Annotated in this window: 19 protein-coding genes; 6 read left to right on the top strand and 13 right to left on the bottom strand. The window is 59.2% G+C overall.

Annotation, left to right across the window (positions count from 1 at the left end):
* Positions 1–94: 94 nt before the first annotated feature.
* The 3 genes from cobS to ACR0AI_RS12530 form a co-directional block, all read right to left on the bottom strand.
* Positions 95–1,081 carry a cobaltochelatase subunit CobS gene (gene cobS / locus ACR0AI_RS12520; RefSeq protein WP_480674480.1) on the bottom strand — a complete coding sequence of 329 codons (987 nt, stop codon included), beginning with the start codon at positions 1,079–1,081 and terminating at the stop codon, positions 95–97.
* Between the two features lie 298 nt (positions 1,082–1,379).
* A complete protein-coding gene (locus tag ACR0AI_RS12525) occupies positions 1,380–2,156 on the bottom strand; it encodes a hypothetical protein (protein ID WP_480674478.1) in 777 nt (258 codons plus the stop codon).
* 32 nt (positions 2,157–2,188) lie between these two features.
* The gene (locus ACR0AI_RS12530) at positions 2,189–2,815 is read right to left on the bottom strand and encodes a J domain-containing protein (RefSeq protein WP_480674475.1); all 627 of its coding nucleotides are present in this window, start codon (positions 2,813–2,815) and stop codon (positions 2,189–2,191) included.
* A 107-nt stretch (positions 2,816–2,922) separates the two neighbouring features.
* On the opposite strand from ACR0AI_RS12530, the gene ACR0AI_RS12535 reads away from it, so the two are divergent.
* The gene (locus ACR0AI_RS12535; RefSeq protein ID WP_480674473.1) at positions 2,923–3,177 is read left to right on the top strand and encodes a BolA family protein; all 255 of its coding nucleotides are present in this window, start codon (positions 2,923–2,925) and stop codon (positions 3,175–3,177) included.
* Positions 3,178–3,183: 6 nt separating this feature from the next.
* On the opposite strand, the gene ACR0AI_RS12540 is transcribed toward ACR0AI_RS12535, so the two are convergent.
* From ACR0AI_RS12540 to pepN, 7 genes are all read right to left on the bottom strand, one after another.
* Positions 3,184–4,083 carry a TonB-dependent receptor gene (locus tag ACR0AI_RS12540; protein WP_480674471.1) on the bottom strand — a complete coding sequence of 300 codons (900 nt, stop codon included), beginning with the start codon at positions 4,081–4,083 and terminating at the stop codon, positions 3,184–3,186.
* Positions 4,084–4,225: 142 nt separating this feature from the next.
* The gene (locus tag ACR0AI_RS12545) at positions 4,226–4,636 is read right to left on the bottom strand and encodes a DUF4177 domain-containing protein (protein WP_170467971.1); all 411 of its coding nucleotides are present in this window, start codon (positions 4,634–4,636) and stop codon (positions 4,226–4,228) included.
* A gap of 80 nt (positions 4,637–4,716) precedes the next feature.
* Positions 4,717–5,961: a peptidase T gene (gene pepT / locus ACR0AI_RS12550; RefSeq protein ID WP_480674468.1), complete on the bottom strand. Its 1,245-nt coding sequence runs from the start codon at positions 5,959–5,961 to the stop codon at positions 4,717–4,719.
* Positions 5,962–6,049: 88 nt separating this feature from the next.
* The gene (gene gatB / locus ACR0AI_RS12555; RefSeq protein WP_480674466.1) at positions 6,050–7,561 is read right to left on the bottom strand and encodes an Asp-tRNA(Asn)/Glu-tRNA(Gln) amidotransferase subunit GatB; all 1,512 of its coding nucleotides are present in this window, start codon (positions 7,559–7,561) and stop codon (positions 6,050–6,052) included.
* A gap of 69 nt (positions 7,562–7,630) precedes the next feature.
* A complete protein-coding gene (locus ACR0AI_RS12560) occupies positions 7,631–8,884 on the bottom strand; it encodes a hypothetical protein (protein WP_480674464.1) in 1,254 nt (417 codons plus the stop codon).
* A 125-nt stretch (positions 8,885–9,009) separates the two neighbouring features.
* Positions 9,010–9,393 carry a hypothetical protein gene (locus ACR0AI_RS12565; protein WP_480674663.1) on the bottom strand — a complete coding sequence of 128 codons (384 nt, stop codon included), beginning with the start codon at positions 9,391–9,393 and terminating at the stop codon, positions 9,010–9,012.
* 41 nt (positions 9,394–9,434) lie between these two features.
* The gene (pepN, locus tag ACR0AI_RS12570; RefSeq protein WP_480674462.1) at positions 9,435–11,987 is read right to left on the bottom strand and encodes an aminopeptidase N; all 2,553 of its coding nucleotides are present in this window, start codon (positions 11,985–11,987) and stop codon (positions 9,435–9,437) included.
* Between the two features lie 216 nt (positions 11,988–12,203).
* Between pepN and ACR0AI_RS12575 the strand changes: the two genes are divergently transcribed.
* The 3 genes from ACR0AI_RS12575 to ACR0AI_RS12585 all read left to right on the top strand — a co-directional run bounded on the left by ACR0AI_RS12575 (position 12,204) and on the right by ACR0AI_RS12585 (position 15,855).
* Complete coding sequence (locus ACR0AI_RS12575; RefSeq protein WP_480674460.1) at positions 12,204–14,339, top strand: malate synthase G; 2,136 nt, start codon at positions 12,204–12,206, stop codon at positions 14,337–14,339.
* Between the two features lie 81 nt (positions 14,340–14,420).
* Positions 14,421–14,846 (top strand): GlcG/HbpS family heme-binding protein, encoded by a 426-nt coding sequence (locus ACR0AI_RS12580; RefSeq protein ID WP_480674458.1) that lies wholly within the window; start codon positions 14,421–14,423, stop codon positions 14,844–14,846.
* 229 nt (positions 14,847–15,075) lie between these two features.
* Entirely contained in the window at positions 15,076–15,855 is a 780-nt protein-coding gene (locus ACR0AI_RS12585; RefSeq protein ID WP_170678481.1) for a gamma-glutamyl-gamma-aminobutyrate hydrolase family protein, read from the top strand.
* A 50-nt stretch (positions 15,856–15,905) separates the two neighbouring features.
* On the opposite strand, the gene ACR0AI_RS12590 is transcribed toward ACR0AI_RS12585, so the two are convergent.
* Together ACR0AI_RS12590 and ACR0AI_RS12595 are read right to left on the bottom strand one after the other, a co-directional pair.
* Positions 15,906–18,146 (bottom strand): xanthine dehydrogenase family protein molybdopterin-binding subunit, encoded by a 2,241-nt coding sequence (locus ACR0AI_RS12590; RefSeq protein ID WP_480674456.1) that lies wholly within the window; start codon positions 18,144–18,146, stop codon positions 15,906–15,908.
* Positions 18,147–18,149: 3 nt separating this feature from the next.
* On the bottom strand, positions 18,150–18,614 hold the full coding sequence (locus ACR0AI_RS12595; protein WP_170461012.1) for a (2Fe-2S)-binding protein: 465 nt from the start codon (positions 18,612–18,614) through the stop codon (positions 18,150–18,152).
* Positions 18,615–18,711: 97 nt separating this feature from the next.
* On the opposite strand from ACR0AI_RS12595, the gene ACR0AI_RS12600 reads away from it, so the two are divergent.
* Positions 18,712–19,290 (top strand): TetR/AcrR family transcriptional regulator, encoded by a 579-nt coding sequence (locus tag ACR0AI_RS12600; RefSeq protein ID WP_480674453.1) that lies wholly within the window; start codon positions 18,712–18,714, stop codon positions 19,288–19,290.
* Here the strand turns inward: ACR0AI_RS12600 and kynU are convergent.
* Positions 19,283–20,476: a kynureninase gene (gene kynU, locus ACR0AI_RS12605; RefSeq protein ID WP_480674451.1), complete on the bottom strand. Its 1,194-nt coding sequence runs from the start codon at positions 20,474–20,476 to the stop codon at positions 19,283–19,285. The two genes, ACR0AI_RS12600 and kynU, sit on opposite strands and share 8 nt — an antisense overlap.
* Before the next feature lie 193 nt (positions 20,477–20,669).
* Here kynU and ACR0AI_RS12610 point away from each other — a divergent pair, with 193 nt between their 5' ends.
* Entirely contained in the window at positions 20,670–21,119 is a 450-nt protein-coding gene (locus ACR0AI_RS12610) for a methyltransferase family protein (protein ID WP_480674449.1), read from the top strand.
* Positions 21,120–21,207: the final 88 nt, after the last annotated feature.

Genomic DNA, 21,207 nt, shown 5'->3' on the forward strand with positions numbered 1-21,207 from the left:
CCGATTTCCACCAAACAGGAATCCGGATCCGCCTTCATCTGGCTAAAAATACCTCCGCCGGAGCCATTGCGTCCGAAGCGGGCGCAATTCGGCGTTAGCCCAAGCTCGCGCTCGCCGCGCTTTCCGGCAGTTCTTCGTCAAAACAACGCTGATAGAACTCAGCCACTGTCTGGCGCTCAAGCTCATCGCACTTGTTCAAGAAGGACAGGCGGAACGCATAGCCCACATTGCGGAAAATCTCGGCGTTTTGGGCCCAGTTAATCACGGTCCGGGGGCTCATCACGGTCGACAGGTCGCCATTCATGAATGCGGTCCGGGTCAGATCGGCAACGGTGACCATCTGGCTTACGGTCTTGCGGCCCTCGGCGGTGTTATAGAGCGGCGCTTTGGACAGCACGATCATCGTCTCGGCATCGTGGCTGAGGTAGTTCAGCGTCGAAACCAGAGACCAGCGGTCCATCTGCGCTTGGTTGATCTGCTGCGTACCGTGATAGAGGCCGGTTGTATCGCCCAGACCCACAGTGTTTGCGGTGGCGAACAGGCGGAAATTCGGGTTCGGAGTGATAATCTCGTTCTGGTCCAGCAGGGTCAGCTTGCCGTCATGCTCCAGAACGCGCTGGATCACGAACATCACGTCCGCACGGCCTGCGTCGTATTCGTCGAACACGATGGCGACAGGGTTGCGCAGGGCCCAGGGAAGGATGCCTTCGTGGAACTCGGTCACCTGCTTGCCATCGCGCAGCTTGATCGCATCCTTGCCGATCAGGTCGATCCGGCTGATGTGGCTGTCCAGGTTCACACGCACGGCGGGCCAGTTCAGGCGGGCGGCAACCTGTTCGATATGGGTCGACTTACCTGTACCGTGATAGCCCTGGATCATCACCCGACGGTTATGCGCAAAACCTGCCAGAATCGCCAAAGTCGTCTCTGGGTCGAACTTGTAGGTCGGGTCAATCGCAGGCACCCGATCGCTACGTTCCGCAAAACCTTTGACCGCCATTTCGGTATCAATGCCGAACACGTCACGGACGGAGATCTCTTCGGTGGGTTTTGCGTTGATATCAATCGATCCGTCAGCCATTCGTCTTGTCCTTATCCTTAGGCCCGTCTTGCCGGGTTTGAACCCGTGTGTGGTGCAACATATTCCGACCAAGGGCAAGAGGAAGAGGCGCCGGGGTCGGGCTGAGCGGATGTTTCTTTCAAACTGGCCCTATGAAGATAAGGCGTGCGCTAGCCGTCGGACTTAAGTTCAGGGCAAGTGTGGCCTCAAAAAGGGCGAGGAACAGGTTTTTCCTGTCGTGTTGCCGAACCGCTGGGTAGGTCAAACCAGAGACTAGTGTGATAAGCGGCTGAATGCGCACTGAGCTTCAGTGCATAACTTATTCCTCGGCATTCCAGTACCCGTTCTGCTCAATAACGCTGGCTACCGCAAAGGCTTTCTCTGCCAGTCGTTTCTCGGTCCTGTCATCCAACGCCAGTTCAGTGAAGCGGTCATAGAGCAGTTTGGAGGTATAGAATTCAAACGCTTTGGAGTTGCCTGGGCTTTCCCAGAATGCCGTGATCCAAACAGATTCTCGCCCAAGGGTACAAATCTTGCACCAGTCATTCCAAAGCCGTTCAACCAATTTCGTGTCGGGCGTCGCGGCGACCTGTGCAAACAAGCTGTCCAGGTTCCACCCGGCAAGAGCGAACATGCAAAGAGTGTCATCGAGATACCCGGTGTCACGCGAGATTTCGCGTTCAAGATATGCGCGTTGAAACCGATCCAAGACGCGCCATTCTTCGGCAGACCAATTGTTCGGATTGCCGGTCGCGAACCGGTTCAGGCTGACTTCAAGCCCAACACTCGCAGCTTCTTCGTCAGCAGCAAGAACTTCCAAAATGCGAGGCAGCAAATAGCCCCAGGTTCCCTTGGAGATTCCGTTTGGGTCGTATGCCGCAAAAAACCAGTCCTGAAGATAGTGTAGAGGCAACTCCGCGATGGGAGCCGAGAAAAAGTCGGCTTCGATATCCGCATCCATACAACACTTTTGGCAAACATCCGTGCTGGACGGTTTTGCGTAGTCAAAAACCGCGTAGGCATCACTGATGATCTCAAAGAACGGATCGTCGGGCTGCAGCTTTGCTCTAAGAGGTTTCTGGTGTTTGCGCGGCATTTTTCGACGTCCTCGAAACTGCGCCTCGAAAACTATTTAAAGTTCCGGCTGTCCTTGATCTGATCCCAGGCCCAGACGACCTCTTGCAGTTGCTCTTCCTGAGACCGGTCGCCGCCGTTCATATCCGGGTGCAGCACTTTGATCAGCTTCTTGTAAGCCTTGCGAACCTCGGCCTTGGACCAGCTGTCATTGGCCTCCAGAATCTCGATGGCGCGCCGTTCGGTGGGCGGAAGGCGGCGGCCACCGCCACCCGAGGTGCGGCCTTTGTTCTGGGTGCTGTTTGCCCCCAGAACCTGGTGGGGGTCTTCGATGCCCAGACGCGCCCACGCACGGGCCTCGGGGTCGCCCATGGGCTTGGTTTCACGCTCCCAGACTTTGTCCTTAGTACGTTGCGCGTTCAGTTCAGCCTCGGTCGTGCCGTCGAAGAAGTTCCACTTCTGATTGTACTCGCGCACATGCTGCTGGCAGAACCAGAAGAAGTCATCCAGAACGTCCGGGGCCTTGGGTGCGCGATACTTGCCCGCCTCTTCACAACCCGGATGATCACAGATTCGCACCGAGGTTTCAGAGGCGCCCGACATGCCCCGACGCCCGCGCGGGTTCTTTTTCTTGGCGCTGGAGACGGACATATCGAATCCGAAAGGGTCTGATTTCGTCATGCTGTGATCCTTAAGAACGCATCTTCTCGACTCGGAGGCAGCAGTTTAGTCTAAGCAGCCGAAAGTAGAAGAGGGGGGCGGCAAGTTTTTTGCCGCTGAGCGTAAAAATGACTGTGAGCGATGAAATCCGAACCCGACTGCAGGCCGCCTTTGATCCGCGTGAGCTTGAGGTGGTGGATGACAGCGAAAGCCACCGGGGTCATGCCGGGTTCCAGGAAGGCGGCGAGAGCCATTTCAACGTCCGCATCCGCGCCGCCGCATTCGAAGGACAATCTCGCGTGGCTCGACATCGCGCGGTTCACAAAGCGCTGGGTGACTTAGTGCCGCGTATCCATGCCTTGGCGTTGGATATTGGCGTTTAATCTCGCTTAAAACCTTAGTCGAAAGGCGAGGCCGACTAGAGGTGCTGTATCGTAGCTCTGGCGGCTGATTTCGTTGCCGTTTTCGTCCTCCAGTGTCAGTCGACCATCGAATTCGGCCCCGGCGAAGACGGTTAAAGACACGCCCGGATTCGGATTGTAACTGAGCGACGCAACCACGGGGAGGCTCTTGTCTTCGCCGATCCCGCTCGGAGCCAACCCCGCGTCGTCTAGCCGGAAGCGAATTTTTTCGGATCGGGCCGACAGCGAGAGGCTGAAATCGTCATTCAACGCGTAGCTGAGGGTGAGACCCGGCCCGCGAGTCGCACCGATTCCGGAACCGGTGTTCAGGTTCCAGCGATCATTGATGTCCCAATCCACCAAAAGCGCCGGAAAGAGATCGACACCACTATCTTCCAATTGCGTGAAGGCGCCAAAGGCCGGTCCTATGGTCAGGCTTTCGCTGATCTGCCACGCAACGCCCGCAAAAACACCATAGGTACGACCATCTGAAGATGCGGCGCCTTTCTGATAGTCCCACCTGACCTGAGGCGACACGAAAACACTGGCCCGCTGGCCAGCCTGAAACCGCAGAGGAGCCGATATTCGGATGTCACGAATGTCATTCCAAGGCTGGTTGTCCGCCGTGCTGAAGTCGTAGTCCAGCAGCCCGTAGCTGACTGAAATGCCAAGTGATGTTTCGCTATCAAATCGGTAAAGCCCGGTGGCCCGCAGGAACGATCGCGTCGCGCTGAAGTCTCCACCCTGATCCAGATCGGCGCTTCCTTGGTAAGCGGCGAGTCCCTCGATCTGGCTGACCCATCCCAGCCGTTGTTGTGCGGTGGCCGGCAGCGCGATCTGGCAGGCGATTGCGGAGAGGAAACAAAGAAGAGCGGTGCAAGGTTTCATCGCGACCGTGGTCCTGTTCTGTGACGAAGGATGTTTTGGAACGATACGAGCAAAACTCAGGAACGGATGACCGCCTGAGTCTCGTTGGCTCAATCCGTGTTATCTAAACCACACCCTCTAGTCCGTGCGGTCTGGATGCGTTTTACTTGGCCTCTTCGCTCGGTTTCAACGTCAACGGCGGCTCATCTACTTCGGCTGAAATTGGTTCCGGGGCTTGAACCGCATCTGGCCCGGGAACGGGCTGAGCCAAGGGCACACCTTCGGGCGTTTCGCTTGGCGATGGTGTGGCCACGGGGGCCACTACCTCGGTGGCGTCGGCCTCAATCACCCGCCGAAACACCAGCACGTTGCGCCAGTTCGTGGTCGATCCGGTCAGGCCCGAGCGTTCCTCGCTGGGCAGCAACTCGGCGCGCTGGTATTCCCATCCCTGTTGACCCATCTCGTTCAGCACTTGCTCGACCGAGGTGGCAAAGCGGCCTTCTGGCGTTTTGACGCCCTTGGCCTTCGCGCCCTTTTGCGGGGCCGGAATGACTTTGTATTCGTAGCGCGGCATCGACTGTTCCCTTGTACCTTTGGCCGACAGCTTATCACGCAGGTCGCCGGGTGAAAGAGACGTTGCGCAAGTGGCGCAAATCAGCCGGTTCTCTGCGCCGCCTTGGCCACAACCGAGAGGCAAAGCTCGGTCGCCAGCGCCATGTCCTGCACCGAAATCCACTCCAACGGTCCGTGAATGCACTGCATGCCGGTGAACAGATTGGGGCAGGGTGTGCCAAACTCGGTCAGGCGAGAGCCGTCGGTGCCGCCGCGGATCGGAACCGAGAGCGGCTCGATCCCCAGTTCCTGACAGGCTTCGCGCGCCAAATCGACGGGGGTCATGTCATTCTCGAGCCAATAGCGCATGTTGCGGTATTGATGGCCGATGTCGCAGGTGATGGTCGCGCGGGGCTCGGATGCTTGAACGGCGTCGCAGACCTTGCGCACCAAGTCGCGCTGGGCCTCAAGCCCCTCCATCTCGAAATCCCGCAGGATCAGCTTGATCTCCATCTCGGACGAACCGCCGTTCATATCGGTGACGTGGATGAAGCCTTCGCGTCCGTCGGTGACCTCGGGGGTCAGTGTAGCCTGCGGCAGGGTCTGTACGATCTTTGCGGCCAGATGGGTGGCATTGACCATCTTTTCTTTGGCCAGACCGGGATGGATCGACACGCCGGTGATCTTGATCACCGCGCGGTCGGCCGAGAAGCTTTCATATTCAATCTCGCCTACCTCTTGCCCGTCCAGCGTGTATGCGAAATCGGCCTTGAGGTCCTTTGGCAGTTGCTCTGTCACACCACGCCCGATTTCTTCGTCCGGCGTGAAAGCAATGCGGATGGGCCCGTGCGCAATGTCTGGATTTTCAATCAGGTGCCGCGCCATGGTCATCAGAATCGACACGCCCGCCTTGTCATCTGCCCCTAATAGAGTGGTGCCCGAAGCGGTGACCAGATCATGACCAATCTTTTCGGCCAGATAAGGGTGTTCCTCCGGGGACAGAACCAGATCGGGATCATCGGGAAAGGTGATCTCACCGCCGTTATAGCCCTTGATGACGCGTGGTTTGACACCGGTTGCGTTGAATTGCGGGGCGGTGTCGACATGGGCGAGGAATCCCACGGTCGGCCCTTCGGCGGTGCCGGGAATGGTCGCCACAACGACGCTGTCGCCGGTCAGCTCGACATCCTGCGCGCCGATCTCGGTCAGTTCCTGCCTGAGCAGGTTCAGCATGTCGAACTGAATGGGCGTACTGGGGGTCGAAGGCGATGTCTCATCGCTTTGGCTGTCGATGGCCGCGTAGCGCATCAGACGGTCTTCAAGTTCCTGATCGAATTTTCTGGTCATGGCACCTCTCCTGCGGGGAAGAAAGGGCACAAAAGAAAACGGAGTCAAGCGGGTGGCCTGACTCCGTCGCAGAACTTTGAAAACGGGCTTATGAGCCCAGCTTTTGGGCAACCAGCTCGTTGACGGCCTTGGGGTTGGCCTTGCCGCCGGTCGCTTTCATCACCTGACCGACGAACCAGCCCGCCAGCTTCGGGTTTACCTTGGCCTTTTCGACCTGAGCCGGGTTTGCGGCGATGATCTCGTCCAAAGCGGCCTCGATCGCGCCGGTGTCCGTGACCTGCTTCATGCCGCGCTCTTCCACGATCTGCGCCGGGTCGCCGCCTTCGGTGTAGACGATCTCGAACAGGTCCTTGGCGATTTTGCCCGAGATCGCATCCGAGGAAATCAGATCAATGATCCCACCCAACTGCGCCGGAGAAACGGGCGAGTCGGTGATCTCGTGGTCTTCTTTCTTCAGGCGACCAAACAGCTCGTTAATGACCCAGTTCGCGGCCAGCTTGCCGTTGCGGCCTTTGGCGACCTCTTCGAAATAGGCGGCGCTTTCGACCTCGGCGGTCAGGACCGAGGCGTCATAGTCGGTCAGGCCGAACGCTTCGATGAACCGCGCTTTTTTCTCGTCGGGCAGCTCAGGCAGATTGGCGGCGATGTCGTCGACCCATGCCTGTTCGATCTCCAAAGGCAGCAGGTCGGGGTCCGGGAAATAGCGGTAGTCATGCGCTTCTTCCTTGGACCGCATCGAGCGGGTCTCACCTTTGTCCGGGTCATACAGGCGGGTTTCCTGATCGACCTTGCCACCAGCTTCGACGATGGCGATCTGACGGCGGGCTTCGACCTCAATCGCCTGCTGAATAAAGCGCATCGAGTTCATGTTCTTGATCTCGCACCGCGTACCAAGATGCGAGAAGTCCTGTGTCTCCTGATACTTCTCATACGCACCCGGCAAACAGATCGAGACGTTTACGTCCGCCCGCAGGTTTCCGTTCTGCATGTTGCCGTCGCAGGTGCCTAGGTAACGCATGATCTGGCGCAGCTTGGCGATATAGGCGGCAGCTTCTTCGGGGCCACGGATGTCGGGGCGCGAGACGATCTCCATCAGGCAAACGCCGGTCCGGTTCAAGTCGACAAAGGACATATGCGGGTCCATGTCGTGGATCGATTTGCCCGCGTCCTGCTCCATGTGGATGCGTTCAATGCGAACCATGCGCGCGGTGCCGTCGCCCATCTCAACCAGCACTTCACCTTCGCCCACGATGGGGTGGTACAGCTGCGAAATCTGGTAGCCTTGCGGCAGGTCAGGGTAGAAATAGTTCTTGCGGTCAAAAGCCGATTTCAGGTTGATATCCGCTTTCAGGCCAAGACCCGTGCGCACGGCCTGTTCCACGCAATATTCGTTGATCACCGGCAGCATGCCCGGCATCGCCGCGTCCACGAAGGCCACGTTCGAGTTCGGCTCGGCCCCGAATTGGGTCGACGCGCCGGAAAACAGCTTGGCATTGGACGAGACCTGAGCGTGCACCTCCATCCCGATCACCAGTTCCCAATCGTGCTTGGCCCCGGCAATGGTTTTAACTTTGGGCATTTCGTATGTCAGGTCGAGCATGGCGCGCCTCTAATTTCCGCAGAAGTCTAGGCTTGCGTATTAGGCCCGGCGCGCCAAAGGGGCAAGGGGTTAGTTCCCTGAGACTTGCAACCCCGTCGGCGTGAAGGTCACGCTTTGACCATCGCGCAGTTCCTCGCGCAGTTGATCGGCGATCGCCCGCAGCGCATCTCGGCGGCCACGTGCGGCGAAGCGCTCGGTCGAGTTGACGCGCAGGCTGTTGCTGAACCCGTTCGCCGCATGGGCCCAGATCAGGGGGTGCAGCTCGGTCAGGTGATCGCGGATCAACCAGTTTGCGGCCTCGCAAATCTGTTTGCGGGCGATGTCGGCCTTAGGGTTGCGGCTCATCCCGTTTTGCAGCGTGACCGAACAATAGGCCGCCAACAGGTTGATCGTCTGCTGGTCGGGGCGGCGTTCGACGATGTCGTGCAACCCTTCCAGAAAATACTCGACATCCACGCGCGCGCAGGCTTCGTCATCCAATGCGATGGCATCGAACTGGACCCAAGTATAGCCCCCAGCACCCCATGTTTTCTGAGTGCGCGCGGCGTTGCGCAGGGCCTGAACTTCCAGCTGGTCGTAAGTCCCAAACCTGCGTGGCAACAAATGGCTGCCCATTGCGCGCATGTGGCGATGGTTTTGCGGGTCAAGCGTGATCAGCTCTTCGTATTTGTCTGCCACACGGGTGCGTGGGCTGACATGGCCCGCCAATAGGGCGCAATCCGCAGCGGCAATTGCTGGGCTGTTCGGCATGGCAGAGCGGCAGTCCTTCAGCAAATCGGCAGCGCGGTCGAAATGCGCGGCGCAACGGGATTGATGCAGTGAGGGCAGGTCTTTGGGGTCCGATGTCCCGCGCCATGCCCAGGCTAAATCAATATGAGCCAGCGCCACCACAAGGGCGATCATCGGGTCATCCGGGTGGTTCTGAATTTCACCCTCCAGTTCAGAGATGCCTGCCAGAAAGTCATAGTCTGACTGAGTTCTGCCATCCGACAAGGCATGTTCCGCAGCCAGCACAACATCTGCCCGGGCCCCGAAACCCAAAAGGTCTGCAATCGGCTGACCGCAGGGTGTTGTTTCGCGCGCGTCATCTGCGGCCCGCATCTCTTGCGAGAGTTCGGCCCACATATCCTGACGCGCCAGATGGCGTCCGCGTTCGATCGCCTGATGCCCGGCACTGTCATCTGTTTCCGCGATCGGGATGTTCAACTGCCCCGAGGCAACAAGCCATGCCGTTGCATCTGCGACCGACGCAGGCAAAGGCGTAGAGGTGGGACTGGAAGAGCCGAAAATACGGGCGGCAGCCGCCCTGAAAGACCGAAACATGGCAAAACTCGAACTGTAACAAACGTGTAACGCGTCCAGTTTGCCAAAAACTGTGTCTATTTCAAGGAGTCGTTGCGCACGTTAGTCCGAGGTGTGGTCAATTAGCCTATGGTCCTGGGATTGTTTCAAAAAACCCTAAAATGATGACGCTCAACGGTAAATCCCGCCTGCTGCAACACGTCTTCGAACTCTTTGTGTGGGGGCAGCGACTCATCCGGCAGGCGGAGGCGCTTGTCTGATTTCAGCACTGCCGAGACGCGGACCGAGAAATCCCAGCTGGTGTCAAATCGGAATCGGTCAACCTCGGACAGGTTCAGTTCGCCGCTGCGCTGGCCGGTGAACCAGCGCAAATTCTCGCCGGTCAGTTCGACCCCGGCGCTGGTGTCTTTCACAATATCCCAGACGGCCGGCAGTGTCGCCAGCGCCAGCAACGCCATCAACCACCAGGCCGCTTCTACGAAAAGGACCAGGCCGACTAGCACCGCGTAGATGCAGATCAGCAAGACCACCACACGCGGGTTCCGGTTTTGCCGTGTAAAGCGGAACGAGGTCATGCGCCGAGGATGCGCGAGACCATCTCGGTCGTGTCGCGTGACAGGTCGGGCGTGTCGGCGATCCGGCGCAGATGCGCGCGCATCAGCGCCTGACGGTCGGCGTCATATCGTTTCCACGTCTGGAACGCCGAACACATGCGCGCTGTGGTCTGCGGGTTCACCGGATCCAACCGGATCAGCCAATCGGCAAGCAGGGCATAGCCCGCTCCGTCTTCCTGATGGAAGCCCGCATGGTTCATGGCCAGCGATCCCATCAAGGCACGAAACCGGTTGGGGTTTTTCCAATTGAAATCAGGATGCTCTGTCAGGTTACGTGCGGCCTCGACCGTGGTCTGAGGGGCGGCCATCGAGACCTGCAGACCAAACCATTTGTCGACCACCAGCCGGTCATGCTGCCACTGGTCGTAGAAGGCGCTCAGTTCCGTCTCACCTTTGCCCGCGCGCAGCACGCAGGACAGGGCGGTCAGTTGCAGTGTCATATTGTCGGCAGTTTGGTACGCGTCTGCCGCCTTGCTGCCGCCGTCCAGCCGCGAGGTGAGAGCCAGCGCTGCTCCGCCCAATGCACGCTTGCCGGATTGCGCCGCGTCCGGTTGATAAGGGGCGTCCACAAGTGTTTCGCTGTGCAGCTTGGGCAGAAGATCCTGTACGTGTTGCGCAGTAGCTTGACGGAGAGTCTCGACAGCGGTCCAGATGGCCATCGGGTCGGGTGTGACGCCCTTGTCATGTAGGGCGGCGGCCAGTTCGGATTGGGTCGGAAGGCCCAGCATCAAGGCCCGATAGGCCGGGTCCAGTGTTTCATCGCGCAGTACGGCCAGCAGGCCATCCAGATAGTCGGAATCCGGCGTCGCCTCTTCGGTGATAATGCGCAGCAGACTGTCCTCGGCCAGCGAGCGCCCGGCCTGCCAGCGGTTGAACGGATCGGTGTCATGGGCCAGCAGAAAGGCGCGCTCAGCATTCGAAGTGTCATGTTCAAGGATCACAGGGGCCGAGAAATCGCGTAGGATTGAGGGCACGGGTTTGGCCGCCAGTCCGGCGAAGGAAAAGCTCTGCTCGGCCTCGGTCAGTTCCAGCACTTGGGTTGCGTGAACCTCGCCGCCGTTCGGGCCCAGCAAGCCGACAGCGACGGGAATGACCTGAGGCTGCTTATCCTCTTGTCCCGGAGTCGGGTCGGTGCGTTGGCTCAGCGTCAGCGTGTAGGTACCATCCGCCCAATCCTCGGCCACGGATACGCGCGGAGTACCGGACTGGCTGTACCAACGTTTGAACTGGCTCAGGTCGCGGCCTGTTGTGTCCTCGAAGACTTGCAGCCAATCTTCTATCGTGCAGGCCTGCTCGTCATGGCGGTCAAAATAGAGATCCAGCGCCCGTGCATAGGCTTCATCCCCAACCAGACGTTTCAACATGCCGATGACCTCGGCACCTTTCTCATAGACGGTCGAGGTGTAGAAGTTGTTGATTTCCTGAAAACTCTCGGGCCGGACGGGGTGCGATAGCGGGCCATTGTCCTCAGGAAACTGCCGTGCGCGCAGGTCGATGGCGTCGTGGATGCGTTTGACCGGAGCCGAGCGCATGTCCGAGGTGAACTGCGCATCGCGGAACACGGTCAGGCCCTCCTTGAGGCACAGCTGAAACCAGTCGCGGCAGGTGATGCGGTTGCCGGTCCAGTTGTGGAAATACTCATGTGCGATGATCGCCTCGATCCGTTCGAAATTCACGTCGGTCGAGGTTTCCGGGCTGGCCAGAACGGCAGAGGAGTTGAAGATGTTCAGCCCCTTGTTCTCCATCGCACCCATGTTGAAATCGTCCACGGCGACGATGTTGAACACGTTCAGATCGTATTCGCGGCCGTAGACGTCCTCATCCCATTTCATGGACTTCTTGAGCGCCTCCATCCCGAAGGCGCATTTGCCTTCGTCACCGGGGCGAACCCATAGGTTCAGCTCGACCTCGCGACCCGACATTGTGGTGAACTGGCCGGGATGCGCAATCAGGTCGCCGGCGACCAGAGCAAACAGATAGGCAGGTTTGGGCCATGGGTCCGTCCATTCGGCCCAGCCTTCGCCCTTGCCGGACGGGTTGCCGTTGGACAGCAGCACCGGAAGGTCGCCATTGATACGCACCGTGAAGGTCGACATCACGTCGGGACGGTCCGGGTAGTAGGTGATCTTGCGGAACCCCTCAGCCTCGCACTGGGTGCAATACATGCCGTTCGACATATAGAGCCCTTCAAGCGCAGTGTTGTTGCCGGGGTCGATCTCGACCACCGCCTCCCAGACAAAGGGGGCGTCGGGGGCGGCAACCGTCAGGCCCTCAGGCGTAAGGTTGGGGGACACGTCGGCACCATCGATGGAGGCGCGGATCAGCTTCAGTTGCTCGCCATGCAGGAAAAAACTGCGATCGCTGGCCTCAGGATTCGGACGAAAGGCGATGCGGGATGTGACGCGGGTGGCATTTGCTGCCAGATCAAACGTCAGATGCACATTGTCCACCAGATACCCGAACGGGGTGTAGTCTTTCAGATAGATCGTAGTGGGGGCGGCGTCGCGCATCGGGGGCCTCGTATCGGTTGGTTTGCGGGCGACGTTATGAGCATCTCAGTAGGGCTGCAAGCTGCGCCGATTGGACAGGCTCGATCTTCATGCAGTTTTTGAAACAGCTTTCGGGAAATTGGGTTATCCGAAATTGCGGTGGAAAAGTTGCTTATCGGAAACTTTCGGCCTAAGTGGTGCTTGCATACAATGGCACACAAGGCGGAGAAACGGATTATGAGCGGCAGAAACGCACGCAGCGGGTTGCAGGTGGCCAGCGAGCTGGTGGATTTCATAGAAAACCGGGCGTTGCCGGGCACGGGTGTTGAGGCAGAGGCGTTCTGGGACGGCCTGGCGCGCATGATCAGCGACCTTGGTCCAAAGAACCGGGCTCTGCTGGCCAAACGGGCTGCTATTCAAAGCCGTGTGGATAGCTGGCACCTTGATCACGCCGGACAGACCGAGGACCCTGCCGCATACCAAGCGTTTCTGCGTGAGATTGGCTACCTCGTTGAAGAAGGCTCGGATTTCGCAATCGAAACCGCCAATGTTGACCCGGAAATCGCCCTGATCCCCGGTCCTCAGCTTGTTGTACCGATCACCAACGCGCGCTTTGCTCTGAACGCCGCCAATGCCCGTTGGGGCAGCTTGTATGATGCGCTCTATGGCACGGATGCGATGGGCGATCTGCCTGTGGGCGGCGGCTACGATGCTGCGCGCGGCGCGCGTGTGATTGCATGGGCCAAGGCGTTTCTCGATGACGCTGTGCCATTGGCCAGCGGTTCTTGGGCGGATGTTACGAAGCTGAGCGTTGAGGCAGGCGCTTTGGTTCCTGCTCTCGAGGACGCCTCGAGCTTTGTGGGCCATGGCGGCGCCGCTGAAAAGCCCGAGTTCATCCTGTTGAAAAACAATGGTCTTCACATTCAGATCATGATCGACCCAATCAGCGCGATCGGCGCTGCTGATCCGGCCAACATCTCGGACTTGCGGCTCGAGTCTGCGTTGTCGACGATCATGGATTGCGAGGACTCCGTGGCCTGTGTGGATGCAGCCGACAAGGTTGTTGCCTACGGTAACTGGTTGGGTCTGATGAAGGGTGACCTGACTGAAGAGGTCAGCAAATCCGGCAAGACATTTACCCGCCGGTTGGCGGCTGATCTTGACTTCACAGACGTGAACGGAGCAGAGGCGCGCCTCAAAGGCCGCTCGCTGATGCTGGTGCGCAATGTGGGCCATCTGATGACCAACCCGGCCGTGCTGGATGCCGAGGGTAACGAGATTGGCGAGGGCCTCATGGATGCGCTCTGCACCACGTTGATCGCCATGCATGATCTGGCGCGCGATGGCGGCAACTCAGTCACCGGGTCGGTCTATGTGGTGAAGCCAAAGATGCATGGACCCCAAGAGGTCGCCTTTTCGGTCGAGATTTTCGACATGGTCGAAGACATCCTCGGCCTGCCGCGCAACACCGTGAAGCTGGGTATCATGGACGAGGAACGCCGCACCTCGGCCAACCTCAAGGAATGTATCCGGGCCGCGAAATCGCGCGTGGCCTTCATTAACACCGGCTTCCTTGATCGGACCGGGGACGAGATCCACACCTCGATGGAGGCAGGCCCGATGCTGCCCAAGGGCGACATCAAGAACACACCATGGATCGCGTCCTACGAGGATCGCAACGTCGATATCGGTCTGGCCTGCGGCCTGAAAGGCAAGGCGCAGATTGGTAAAGGTATGTGGGCCATGCCCGATCGCATGGGCGATATGCTGGAGGCTAAGATCGGTCATCCGCAATCCGGTGCCACTTGCGCATGGGTTCCCTCGCCAACCGCTGCGACTTTGCATGCCACGCACTATCATAAGGTCGACGTTCTGGCCCGTCAGGATGAGCTGACCGCCGGTGGCGCGCGTGGCACGTTGGAGGATTTGCTGACCGTTCCGCGGCTGGGTGGACGCAACCTCAGTGATGATGAGATCACCCGTGAGGTCGAGAACAACGCGCAGGGTATTCTGGGCTACGTTGTGCGTTGGGTCGATCAGGGCGTCGGATGCTCGAAAGTGCCGGACCTGAACGATATTGGTTTGATGGAAGATCGCGCGACCTGTCGGATTTCCAGCCAAGCGTTGGCCAACTGGCTGCACCACGGTGTCGTCAGCGAAGAACAGGTGATGGCGGCGATGCAAAAAATGGCAGCCGTCGTGGACCGTCAGAACGAAGGTGACACAGCCTATCATCCGATGGCGCCCGGTTTTGATGGCATTGCCTTCCAAGCGGCCTGCGATCTGGTGTTCAAGGGTCGTGTGCAACCGTCGGGCTATACCGAGCCGGTCCTGCATGCCCGCCGTTTGGAGTTGAAAGCCAGCTTGGGTTAAGTGGATAGGGCGGGAACGAGAGGGCTCTCCGCCCCCTCAAGCTCCCCCAGGATATTTTTGACCAGATGAAAGGGATCAGGGATGGCAATTTCCTTGCGCAAAGCGCGCACCATCATTCGTAAAGCTCTGGAAGAGGGGCGCCGGTTGGAGTTGAAACCGCTTTCGGTCGTTGTGCTGGATGCGGGCGGTCATGTCATTGCGTTCGAGCGCGAAGATGGCGCGGCCCCCGGTCGGTTTGGAATTGCGCAGGGCAAAGCCTATGGCTCGGTCATGCTGGGTATGGCAGGTACAGCTCAGATGCAGCGGGCCGAAGCGCAGGCCTATTTCATGGCTGCAGTGAACGGAGTTTATGGCGGTAAAGTCATTCCGGTGCCGGGTGGAGTACTGCTGCGCGACAAGAAAGGGGCAGTGATTGGCGCCGTTGGCGTGACGGGCGACACCTCGGACAATGACGTGCTTGCTGCGATGGCAGGGATCGAAGCCGCGAACCTTATTGGCGAAAGCTGATTTCCTTGAAGAAGGGGAGAGCCTGCGCGGGCTCTCTTACTCAACTTGGGTTTTTGTATTGCACGTTTAGCGGGCAATGGGAGTCCGATTGTGACAATGTCCCATCGGTTCAATAGGTGTGCGGCATTGAACAGGTACTTGCGCTGACACACAGGGCCTGTGCTATTGCGCGCTGTTGCCCCTGCCGATAGCTTTTCCACACGTTTAGGAAATAAATTGGGAAAGCAGAATGTCTCGACCCGTCGTCGGTATCATCGGCAACTCTTACTTGATGAATGACAACTACCCGACGCATGCCGGTGGCACGATGAACTCGGATGCCGTTGCGAATGTTTCTGGGTGTTTGCCGCTGCTGATCCCGGCTGATCCACGATACGTCTCAGTCGAGGAATTGCTGGACGCGTGCGACGGGTTTCTTCTAACGGGTGGTCGCCCCAATGTGCACCCCGAGGAATACGGTGAGCCGCCGACCGAAGCGCATGGCGATTTCGACCGGGCGCGCGATGCGATTACCTTGCCGCTGGTGCGCGCCTGTGTTGAGCGCGGCCAACCGTTTTTCGGAATCTGCCGAGGTTTTCAGGAAGTTAACGTGGCGATGGGCGGGACGCTCTATCCCGAGATCCGCGACCTTCCGGGGCGGCAGAACCACCGGATGCCACCGGATGGAACGCTTGAGGAAAAATTCGCCCTGCGCCATGTCGTGACTCTGAACGAAGGCGGCGTGTTCCATCGGCTGTTTGGAGCGCGCGAGGTGATGACCAATACGCTGCACGGTCAGGGGATCAAAGCCGTGGGCCAGAATGTCGTGATCGACGGTCATGCACCGGATGGCACGCCTGAGGCGATTTATGTCAAAGATGCGCCGGGCTTTACCCTCTCGGTCCAATGGCACCCGGAATGGGATGCTGCAAATGACCCGGTATCTCGCCCGTTGTTTGAGGCGTTTGGCGCGGCGGTCAAAGCCTGGTCCGCTGGATCAAGCACGCGGTTCCTGCAACAAACAGCGTAAGTTTTGGCACCGGTCCGGCCGGGAGGGGATGCCGGACCGGTGCGTCGCGATCAAATCAGCAGGTCGAACTGATTGATCAGCGGCAGGGTTCGTGCGCGTTCTCCGGTCAGATCAAACAGCGCATTACCTAAGGCCGGCATCGAGGGGGGTGTACCGGGCTCACCTGCGCCTCCCATATGGCGGTTGGTCTCGAGAACGCGCACTTCGACCTGCGGAGCCGTGTGCATGCGAAGTGCGTCATAGTCGGGGAAGTTGAACTGCTCGACTTCGCCCTCGGCAAAGGTGATCTCGCCGTAGCAAGCGGCGCTCAGGCCGTACATCATCCCGCCAAACATCTGTGCTTTGACGTTTTCTGGATCCAACGCGAGACCCATGTCACAAGCGATCCACGCCTTGTTGATGCGGATCGTGCCGTCTTCGTCGACCACCTCGATCACTTGCGCGACCGGGCTGCCAAAGCTGTAGGTAAAAGCGACACCTCGACCGACGCCAACCGGGGTTTGGCCGGTCCAGCCAGACATCTCTTTCACGGCCTCAAGGCAACCTGCCGAGGGGGCGTGTTCGGTCTTCATCAACTCCAGTCGGAATTCCAGCGGGTCGCGGCCTGCGGCGTGGGCCATCTCATCCATGAAGGTTTCATGGAAAAAGCCGTTATGGCTGTTGCCGACCGAGCGCCAGAAGCCAACAGGCACGTCGAGCTTCGCGATATGGCCGCTCATCCGGTAGTTCGGCACGGCATAGGGTTGGTTGAAGAAGCCCTCGACCAGAACCTTGTCGGGGCCTGCACCGGGCATCCCAGTATAGCGCTCAACCGCTTGCTGCGTGCAGGATTGCGAGGCAACCGCGCCGTCGATCAGCACCGCTTTGCCATCCTTCACAGCACCACGCAGCCGAGCGATCGCGCCAGGGCGGTAATAGTCGTGGCGCATGTCCTCTTCCCGGCTCCAGGTCGTCTGGACCGGAGTGCCGGGAACGGCCATAGCCACTTTGGTGGCGATCTCGCCGAAATCCAGTTCCCCACGGCGACCAAACCCACCGCCCAGATAGGTGGTGTGGATCTGCACCGCATCCGTATCCAGACCAGCGGTATTAGCCACGCGGAATTGGATCAGAGTGGGGGCCTGGTTGCCGCACCACAGTTCCAGCGCGTTGCCGGTGTATAGCGCGGTGGCGTTCATCGGCTCCATCGTAGCGTGGGCCAGATAGGGCAGGCGGTATTCGGCTGTGATTTCGGTTGCGCCCTCGGGTGTGACGCTGACGTCGCCGTCGTCGCGCATGGTCGAGTTTGCGGAATCGTCAAACGCTTCGGCGATCTTGGCGAAGATGCCGTCGGTCTCGGGCGGGTAGGGGGCATCGCCCCAATCCACGTCGATCGCCTCCACCGCTTGATTGGCGAGCCATGTGTTGTTGGCGATGACCGCAACGCCAGTGCCCAGATCGACGATCTGTTCGACCCCCGGCATGTCTTTTGCGGCGCTGTCGTCATAGCCGTTCATCGCGCCGCCCAGCTTGGGGTTCATGCGCACGGCTGCAAATTTCATACCAGGCAGGCGGACATCGACGCCGAATTCAGCAGTGCCTGTCGCTTTCCCAACCATGTCCAGACGCGGTTGGGTCTGACCCAGATACCGCCATTCGGACGGGTCACGCAGAGGCGCCTCAACCGGCTCAAGACCCGCCGCATCCATTGCGAGGTCGGTATAGGCGATTTTGTCGCCATTGGGCGCGATGACATGCCCCGAGGCCGTCTGTAGTTGCGACGGATCAACCCCCAGACGGTCGGCAGCGGCCCGTTTCAGCGTCTCACGCGCCGAAGCTCCGGCCTGCCGCATCCGCTCGAACCCGTCTTTCATCGAGGTTGAGCCTCCTGTGACCTGAAGGCTCAGCGCTTGGCCGAGGACACCGAGCGTTTCGCCCAGATTGTACTGGAAGTTCGAGACGTCGTAGCCCTTGTTTGGCAGGCTCTCTCCCATCAGCGCCGAATTGTAGTAGGCGGCTGCGGCGGGGCCGTGCAGAACGTTGATCTGATCAAGATCGACGTCCAGCTCCTCGGCGATCAAAGCAGCCCAGGTCGTCTTTACGCCCTGTCCCATTTCGGCGCGCGGAGCGAACAGCGTCACGCCATTCTGGTCGATCAGAACGAACGGGTTCAGCACGGCCTCACCCTCGCCAGGTTTCAGCGGGTTCGGGGCAGGGCGGGTGACGTAGTAGCCGCCAAAGGCCACACCGCCGACAATCGCGGCCGAGCCGATCAGGAAGGTGCGGCGCAGAATTGTTCCAACTTTGCCCATGTCTTAAGCCTCCTGCAACTTGCCAGCGGCGTCTTGGATTGCGGCGCGGATGCGGGGGTAGGTGCCACAGCGGCATAGGTTGCCCTGCATCGCGTCGTCTATGTCGGCGTCCGTTGGGGTCGGGTTTTCCGCAAGCAAAGCTGCCGCCTGCATGATCTGACCAGACTGGCAGTAACCGCATTGCGCGACCTGATGATCTACCCAGGCCTGCTGGATCACGGCCATCGCTTCGGGCGAACCGATGCCTTCGATTGTAGTGACATCGCCCCAGACATCGGACAGCGACACCTGGCAAGATCGCACGGCCTCACCATCGATATGCACGGTGCAGGCGCCGCAGGCGGCGACGCCGCAGCCGAATTTGGTTCCGGTCAGGCCGACCTCATCCCGCAGGACCCAAAGCAGGGGGACGTCGTCGGGCAGGTCAACCTGATGTTGCTTGCCGTTGATCTTCAGCGCGGTTGCCATGGCACACCTCTCGTAGCTGTGGCGGTTTCTGACATAATTGTCTGAAAGTGTCAGTGTGTCAATTGACAAAATAAGCGAAAAGTGTCAGATCGGTTTCATGACGAAAAAACAGGACGATCCGCGGCAACAGGCCATTCTTGCGTCGGCGCTTGAGGCGTTCGCGGCCTATGGGTTTCGCAAAACCTCGATGGACGACATCGCCAAAGGGGCGGGCATGTCGCGCCCAGCCGTGTATTTGCACTACAAGAACAAAGAGGCGATCGTGCGCAGCCTGACGCGCGCGCATTACGCCGACAAGACCGCAAACGTATCGCAAGCCTTGTCAGCCAGTGGCAGCGTGTCCCAGCGATTGGCGCGTGCGATTGACGGACAGATCAAGGGGTTGGCTGAGATACTGACCTCTGCCCACGGGCGAGAGATGCTGGATACCAGCAAATCGACTGCCTCGGACATTCTGGCCGAGGGTGAGGAGGAGATGACCGAGCTTTATGCCGACTGGTTGCGCCGTGAAGAAAGCGCGGGACGCGTTCGTCTGCCCAACGGCCCGGACGAGACGGCGAAGACCATCACAGCGACCCTGATGGGCGTTAAGATGACTGCAACCAACGCTGATGAGTTCGAAACACGCATCTCGCAACTCGCCGAATTGCTGGGCGCCGGACTCGAGGTCAGGTAACCCGCTGGCGGATTTTGTACTCGGGTTGGTCCCACAGGTTGTTCGTGATGATATCCGCCAGAATCTCTGCGGCCTGTTCGACGTCGCTTTCGTCAACATAAAGTGGCGTGAAGCCAAAGCGCATGATGTCTGGTGCGCGGAAATCTCCGATCACGCCGCGAGCAATCAGCGCCTGCATGGCCGAATATCCTTCGGCAAAGTGGAATGAGACCTGACTGCCGCGCTGTGCCGGATCGCGTGGGCTGGCGAGGGTTAGGCCGGGGCAGGTGGCCTCGACTTTTGCGATGAACAACTCGGTCAGTTCGATGGATTTCGCCCGGACATCGGCCATCTCGGCCATGTCCCAGACATCCATCGCCGCAGACAGCGCGGCCATTTGCAAGACCGGAGGGGTGCCGACTCGCATCCTCTCAATCCCCGAACCGGGACGATAGTCGAGATCGAAGGCAAAGGGTGCTTCGTGCCCCAGCCATCCCGAAAGCGCTGGGCGGACGCGGTCGGACAGGCGCGGAGCAACGTAGATGAACGCGGGCGCACCTGGGCCGCCGTTGAGATATTTGTATGTGCATCCGACCGCAAAATCGGCATTGCACTCGGCTAGGTCGACTGGAATTGCACCGGCGGAATGGGCCAGATCCCAAACCGTCACCACACCGTTGGCATGGGCCAGCTCGGTCAGAGCTTTCATGTCGTGCATACGGCCGGTGCGATAGTCGACTTCGGTCAGCATCAAAACCGCGACCTCTTCGGTGATGTTTTCAGCGACCTCTTCCGGGGCGACGACGCGCAATTCGTATTCCGCGCCCAGAGAGCGCAGCAGCCCGTCCGCCATATAGAGATCAGATGGGAAATTGCCGTTGTCCGACAGCACAACCTTGCGGCTCGGGTTCAGCTCCAACGCCGAAGCAACGGCCTGATAAACCTTGATCGATAGGGTATCACCCACCACAACGCTGCCTGCCTCTGCCCCGATCAGGCGCCCGATCCGATCCCCGAGACCTGTGGGCATTCCCATCCACCCGGCCTTGTTCCAACCGGTGATCAGCATCTGCCCCCATTCCTGTGTCGCCGTCTGGTGCAGGCGCGCGTCAACCGCCTTTGGCAACGGACCCAGAGAGTTGCCGTCGAGATAGAGAATGCCTTCGGGCAGTTCGAACATAGCTTTGGTCGCTTTGAAGTCGGTCATTCCGGCAGGGCCCTGTTGTTTATTTTGGTTGTATCCGTTGGCTATCGGATGCGCTAAGCGCTGTCTACCGATGCATATCTTCGAAATAAATTGCCGCGACCTTTTGATGTTTTGATCTTAAGGTCGGAAAGCGGTAGACAAACTGTCGAAAACGACACTTTCTTTGAGAGATATCGACAGGTAATCAGCGCGAATGCAGAAAATCGACATCCCTCCGATCTGGTTGCTGGGGGCCGCTTGCCTCGCGTGGTTGCAAGCGCAACACCTGTCCTTTGGGCTTTCCCTTGACGGGTGGTTGACTGATCTTGCCAGCGGCGTGCTCATCGGGGGCGGTATTGTTCTGGCTGTTCTGGCAGTTGTCGAATTCCGCCGCCATCAGACGACGGTAATGCCACACCAGACCCCATCCAGCATGGTGCAAAGCGGAATTTTCAAACGCAGCCGGAACCCAATCTATCTGGGAGACGTCCTTATCCTGACCGGTTTGATCCTGCGTTTCGATGCGGTGCTGTCGCTGGTTCTGGTGCCGGTTTTCGTCTGGATCCTGGAACGCCGCTTTATCGAGCCGGAAGAGGACCGCTTGCGCCGCAAATTTCGCGCTGACTTCGCCCGTTATGCGCAAAAGACGCGTCGCTGGATTTGAAGGTGTGCTGCCAATGACACAACGTAACGAATGCTGCAGTTGCGAAATAATCTTTCGCAATGTAGGTGAGGATTGAACGAAAGATGCA

The organism is Ruegeria sp. BG3 (genome assembly GCF_056538485.1).